We start from the raw sequence: 6215 nt of genomic DNA, 5'->3' as shown, positions 1-6215 counted from the left end.
TCTGGTGGCTGCGGGCTTTTTCATTCGTTTATTTTACCAGCTTTTGACACTGAAGTTTTTTTGACCTGAATCCTTACCTAGCAAGTATAGAAATAAGCACACTTAAGAGTAAAGACTAAAAAAGATAGTGCATCAACCTAACTATTAATTTGGCTGCATAATTATACGACTACCAGCTCCGCAATCTGTTCCTTGGACTTTCCAGAAAACATCATTGCCTTCCCGTCAGCCTCCACCATGAAGTGATGCCCATTGTCAGTAATAAAGTGCCAAGCGAGTATTCTTTTGCCACCGTACTCATTCATAGTATCGCCTGCCGTAACGCGCTCAAGCTTATGGCCGGCTGCATCGCACAAGGCTCGTATCAGTTTCATGTATCTCGGCTCGGCAACACGGGCCTGGGCGAGCCGGGCCTCGCGATCGGAAATACTCAATGCTCGTCGAGTGACTTCCTGTTGGATTCGATCTTCTGCTACAACAATCAGGCCGGGGCGCGCTTTTAACCAGTTAGCATTTAATCGTTCGAGACTCTCCTCTTGTTCGATCGAATAAAAGTCCTCATTTATGCCATTTAGCCTGTCTCTCTCAGCATTTTCGCCGAATAACTCACTCGAAAAGAACGATGCTAACTTTGTCTTTCGTGCTGTAACCAGCGCCTCTCCTTTTGCAAAAAGATCGGTATGTTGTGTCGCGCCGATTTTCCCAAGGCCTTCTTTAACTAGCGCGATGACAGCAGGCTGCCACCTTGTGTTGTAGACAAACTGAGCAAAACCGCCATTATTCACCTGCCCGAGGTAGTAATCAACGTAGTAACTGAGGAGTGCGTCGTGAGAAATTTCTGAGAGATTCAGAAGCTCTTGAAATAGTGCATTCACAAAGTCAATATTTGATTGGATCGTCGCGCGGATATCATCGCTATTCATGCTTTCCGCTGAGAACACGACCGCATCTTTCGAGCCAAGTATGTCGTCACTCATTTTTCCGTCTCCCTCTTAGGCTAAAACTTTTTATCTTGCCCAACTATTAATTATATTGCAGTTGCAACATCGAATATAGCCTATCATGCTCTTTTATGCTTTTTGAGGAACGACAATACTGAAAATTACATCAGCGTTCATCTGTGTTTATCTGCTGAAATCTGCGGTTTAAAAATCCCAATCTAATCGATTTACTTCGAGCCGATATATACAAAACCCCCAAACCATTTTAAAAATTAAGTTTGGGGGTTTTATTCCTAAATCCAGTTCAAATCACAACTTACTCGGCTCGATCGCAGGTGCTCTCAAAGACACAGTTTTATCCGTAGCAGCCTTAGCCACCAAGGAAGGCACAGAATCGCGCAACTTTGCAGTCAACTGTACAGTAGTCGCATCATAAACCTGAGTCAGCATCTTAGGATACAAACCGATACCGATAATCGGCACTAACAGAGCCGCAATAATAAACACTTCTCGCGGTTCCGCATCCACCAATTCCTCGTGATCCGACAATTCCTTATTTTCAGGCCCGTAGAAGATTTCACGCAGCATCGACAGCAGATAAATCGGAGTCAAAATCACCCCGACAGCAGCGAGAAATACCACACAAACCTTAAACACAGGATTGTAAGCATCGCTCGTTGCAAAACCCACAAATACCATCAATTCTGCTACAAAACCGCTCATTCCCGGCAAAGCCAAAGAAGCCATAGAACAAGCAGTCCACATGGCAAAAACCTTACGCATTTTCTGCCCGACACCGCCCATTTCGTCCAGCATGAGCGTGTGAGTGCGATCGTAAGTGCAGCCCACCATAAAGAACAAACTCGCCCCAATTAAACCGTGGGAAACCATTTGCAGCATTGCACCGCTAATTCCCAAATCGGTAAACGAAGCTATCCCAATCAGCACAAACCCCATGTGCGAAATCGAAGAATAAGCAATTTTTCGCTTCAAATTGCGCTGAGCAAAAGAAGTTAAGGCGGCGTAAACAATGTTAACCACACCCAAAATTACCAAGATGGGTGCGAAGGTAGCGTGAGCATCCGGGAGCATTCCCGCATTCATCCGCAGTAAAGCGTAACCGCCCATTTTTAGCAGAATTCCTGCTAGCAACATATGGGCGGGTGCGGTTGCTTCCCCGTGAGCGTCAGGGAGCCAAGTGTGCAGCGGAAAAATCGGCAGTTTGACACCGTAAGCTATTAAGAAACCTGTGTAAAGGAGCAATTCTACATTGGGGGCGTAATCTTTAGCTGCGATCGCCCGCATATCGAAAGTCACCGTATCGCCGTAAAACGCCATCGTCAGCGCGCCCAGCAAAATAAACAGCGAACCGCCTGCGGTGTATAGGATAAACTTAGTTGCTGCATAGAGGCGCTTCTTGCCGCCCCAGATGGACAAAATCAGGTAAATCGGGACTAATTCCAGTTCCCAAACCAGGAAAAACAGCAACATATCCTGCACGGCAAAAACTGCGATTTGGCCGCCGTACATTGTCAGCATCAAAAAGTAAAAAAGCTTCGGTTTAAAGGTGACAGGCCAAGCAGCTAAAGTAGCCAGAGTAGTAATAAAACCAGTCAGCAAAATCAGCGGCATTGATAAACCGTCAGCACCCACCGACCAATTCAAATCGAGTTGCTGCACCCAAGTATAGCTTTCTACCAGTTGCAAATCTGGATTGCTGAAGTCGTACTGAGTGTAAAAAGCGTAAACAAGTAGGGCAAAATCGATCAAACCCACAATTAGGGCATACCACCGCACCGTCTTGCCATCCTTATCGGGAATTAAAGGAATCAGCAAGGACGCAGCAATGGGAAACAGAATTGTTGTTGTTAACCAGGGAAAGTTAGCTGTATCCATTGCGTTTTAAAATGATCCATCAGTTATTAGGTTTAAACACATTTTGCCAATTTTAGCCTAAATTTTATACTTTCTTTAGACGGAACATTTTTTTTTGCTATTATCTGGACAAATTATGCGATCGCAACAGTTAAGTTTAATGAAAGATTTATTTCTCTTTGCTAATTGTCAATTGTGAGTTATTGAGCTAATGCCCGTTCTTAAAATATCTTCTGGCGAGAAATGGCATTGCCCCTTGGTGTCAACTTCAGCCGCTCATCTGCAATTGGGCGAGTCCGCCAGGGAATGAATTCCCTGGCTAATAGCGAAAGTCCTCTCAAGAGGACTAATAGATATCTCCAAAAAAGCCAGTATTGAACAGGCAAGATGCCTGTTCCACAATAAGAGGTTTAAGGAGTTCTTCAGTCCTCATAGCGAAGACTTTAGCTTTGAGACAGGGAATTCATTCCCTGTCGGACTATCGGACTATCGGTTTTACCGGGAAAGTTGACACTAATGGACAATGCCGTATCTCTACAGATTTAACCGACTCCAGAAACGATCGCAAAACCCAGAACTGCGACAAACACAATCAGAGCATAAAATTGAGCGCGACCGCTCTCAAAGTATTTCAAACCTTCGCCGCTAACCAGGGTGATAAACCCTGTTAAGTTGACGACACCATCGACGACTCGCAAATCAACTTCCATGACTTGCCGCGCTAAACGGCGGCTGCCTTTGACAAAGAGAAAATCGTTGATATCGTCGAGATACCACTTGTTCAGGGAGAACTCGTAAAGCGGTTTGATTTTTTGGGCGATCGCACTTGGGTCAATTTTACGGCTCAAATACATCAGAGAAGCCAAAGTAATGCCCAGCAAAGCAATACCTACAGAGCTTCCGCCCATAATCAAAAATTCCGTCAAATTGAACTCAGCAGCGTGTTCCAAAACTTCTTCGAGAGACTCCCCAGGCGCGCGAACAAACTGCTCGAAATAATTGGCAAACGGCGTACCGAGAAAACCGATAAACACAGAAGGTACTGCCAGCAACACTAACGGCAGAGCCATTGTCAGAGGAGATTCGTGAGGCAAATGGTCGTGCTCATCGTGACTGTCGTCAGTTGATGCCAATTCCTTAACGTTCATCGCTCCCGGGCCGAAAACTAAACCCGGTTGCAGAAGTTGCTGTTTGATAGCGTTGTTATTGCCCCGGAATTCGCCCTCAAAGGTGCTGAAATACATCCGAAACATATAAAACGCGGTCATCCCGGCCGTCAGCCAGCTAACAGCCCACAGAGCGGGATTTGCGGAGAAGGCGCTGGCGAGGATTTCGTCTTTTGACCAAAAACCAGCAAACGGCGGAATTCCGCAGATTGCCAAATTTCCGATTAAAAAGCAAGAAGCGGTAATCGGCATATATTTCCGCAAGCCGCCCATGACTCGCATATCTTGAGCCAGAGCCGGGTTGTGGCCTACAACTGCTTCCATCCCGTGAATCACTGAACCTGAACACAGGAACAGCATTGCTTTGAAGTAAGCGTGAGTCATCAAGTGGAAAAGTCCGGCACTGTAAGCGCCGACGCCCATTGCCATCACCATGTAGCCGAGTTGGGAGATGGTGGAGTAGGCGAGGCCTTTTTTGATGTCATTTTGGGTAATCGCGATCGAAGCGCCCATAAATGCCGTAAAACAGCCGGTGCAGGCGATCAAATTCATGACTGCCGGCAGCCCTTCAAACACTGGGTACATCCGAGCGATCAGGAATACGCCGGCGGCTACCATTGTCGCGGCGTGGATTAAGGCCGAAATCGGTGTCGGGCCTTCCATTGCGTCTGGTAGCCAGACGTGGAGGGGGAATTGAGCGGATTTGGCTGCTGGGCCCAAAAATATGAGGACGCCGAAGATTGTCGCCAGAGTCGCCGAAAGAGCACCGGATTCTACTAAGGAGTGCAGGCGTTCGCCCATCACCTCAAATTCAAAGCTGCCGGTGGCCCAGTAAATGCCGAGGATGCCCAGCAGCAGGCCGAAGTCGCCGACGCGGTTGGTGACAAAAGCTTTTTGGCAAGCGTCAGCAGCGGGTTTGCGATCGTACCAAAATCCGACTAGCAGGTACGAACACATACCTACGAGTTCCCAGAAAATGTAAATCTGAACGATGTTCGGGCTGACTACGAGACCCAACATTGAGGCGCTGAAGATGCTCAGGTAGGCGTAAAAGCGCACGTAGCCGTCATCGTGAGCCATGTAGCCGTCGGTGTAAATCATCACCAAAAAGGCGACCGTAGTGACGATCGCCAGCATCACCGCCGTCAGCGGGTCGATGATATAGCCCATATTCAGCGAGAAGTTGCCAGCAGAAGCCCACTGAATACTGCGGGTGTAGGGTGCGTGGCCCTGTAATTGACTCCACAGCAATGCGAAGGAGAGTACCATTGACCCTCCGAGTGCGGACACGATTAATATCGCATTCGCTTGTCGGAGTTTGTTGGTTGCCTGGTTAAAGGTGATTAAGCCTAGACCTACTAGCATTGCGCCTGCCAGTGGCAGGACAGGAATCAGCCAAGCGTATTGATAAAGCAGTTCCATGACTGATAGGTAGTTTAAAGTTTCTACTAGATATGGCCAAAACTGTAAACAATTGTGACACACGCCTGCGCGACCCGGCAGAAATACTTGTTGTAATTCTCAAGCGTTGTCGATCGACAACGCTTGAGACCTACTGCCTATTTTCCGATCGAGCCGATCGATCTAGTTCGCCTTAAATCTATGCCCAAATATAGACTGACAAATCGAGCTTGGACGGAAAGAAATCAAGAAACCTGGTTTTTTAACCGATACCCTGGCGCTTCACACTATATTTTTGTAAAAAACACTGTTTCGGGGTTCAGGAATGCGACATTTGGCGCTCAGGTGGCCGATCGACAAATGAGGAATTGCTTCTGATTTCTACCTAAAAGCCGAATAACTTGCAGCCGTTACCTGTTGGCTACTTCCTGAAGTTGCAGCCGTTGAGATGGGGAAACTACGTGAGCGGCCAGCATCCAGGCATCCAGAGTCCGCCGCAGTTCCTCGCGTCCTTGGTAGTCTTCCAATCTAAATCGAACTTGATCGCCCTCAAACAAAATCAGCGTGGGCAGACTTGTCAGCCGATAAGTGTGGGCCAACTTGAAACATTGATCGGCATTCACCCCTACGAGCTTGACTTTTCCTGCCCACTGTGCTTCAAAAGTCTTAAGCGTGGGGTCGATCGCGCGGCACAAACCGCACCAAGGAGCCGAAAAGTGAACTAAAACGGGGGTAGAGGCTTGAAAAACCTCTTGTGCAAAAGTGCGTTCGCTAACCGACAACACCATGAGCCCTCAAAATTTAATAATTTTTTTCTATCCTAGGGATCATG

The 6215-nt window shown here is 47.3% G+C and carries 4 protein-coding genes; all 4 read right to left on the bottom strand.

Annotation, left to right across the window (positions count from 1 at the left end; translation table 11 throughout):
• Positions 1 to 161: 161 nt before the first annotated feature.
• On the bottom strand, positions 162 to 977 hold the full coding sequence (locus tag QT973_RS13335; protein WP_333391491.1) for a DMP19 family protein: 816 nt from the start codon (positions 975 to 977) through the stop codon (positions 162 to 164).
• 273 nt (positions 978 to 1250) lie between these two features.
• Positions 1251 to 2837 (bottom strand): NAD(P)H-quinone oxidoreductase subunit 4, encoded by a 1587-nt coding sequence (locus QT973_RS13330; protein ID WP_445243124.1) that lies wholly within the window; start codon positions 2835 to 2837, stop codon positions 1251 to 1253.
• 521 nt (positions 2838 to 3358) lie between these two features.
• The gene (locus QT973_RS13325) at positions 3359 to 5404 is read right to left on the bottom strand and encodes an NAD(P)H-quinone oxidoreductase subunit 5 (RefSeq protein WP_333209223.1); all 2046 of its coding nucleotides are present in this window, start codon (positions 5402 to 5404) and stop codon (positions 3359 to 3361) included.
• Positions 5405 to 5793: 389 nt separating this feature from the next.
• Positions 5794 to 6171, bottom strand: coding sequence for a thioredoxin family protein (locus QT973_RS13320; protein ID WP_333054396.1), 378 nt, complete (start codon positions 6169 to 6171; stop codon positions 5794 to 5796).
• Positions 6172 to 6215: the final 44 nt, after the last annotated feature.

Source organism: Microcoleus sp. Z1_A1, assembly GCF_036700305.1.
GTDB lineage: Bacteria > Cyanobacteriota > Cyanobacteriia > Cyanobacteriales > Microcoleaceae > Microcoleus.
The sequence above is the reverse complement of the archived record's forward strand: the minus strand, read 5'-3'. Positions and strand labels throughout refer to the sequence as shown.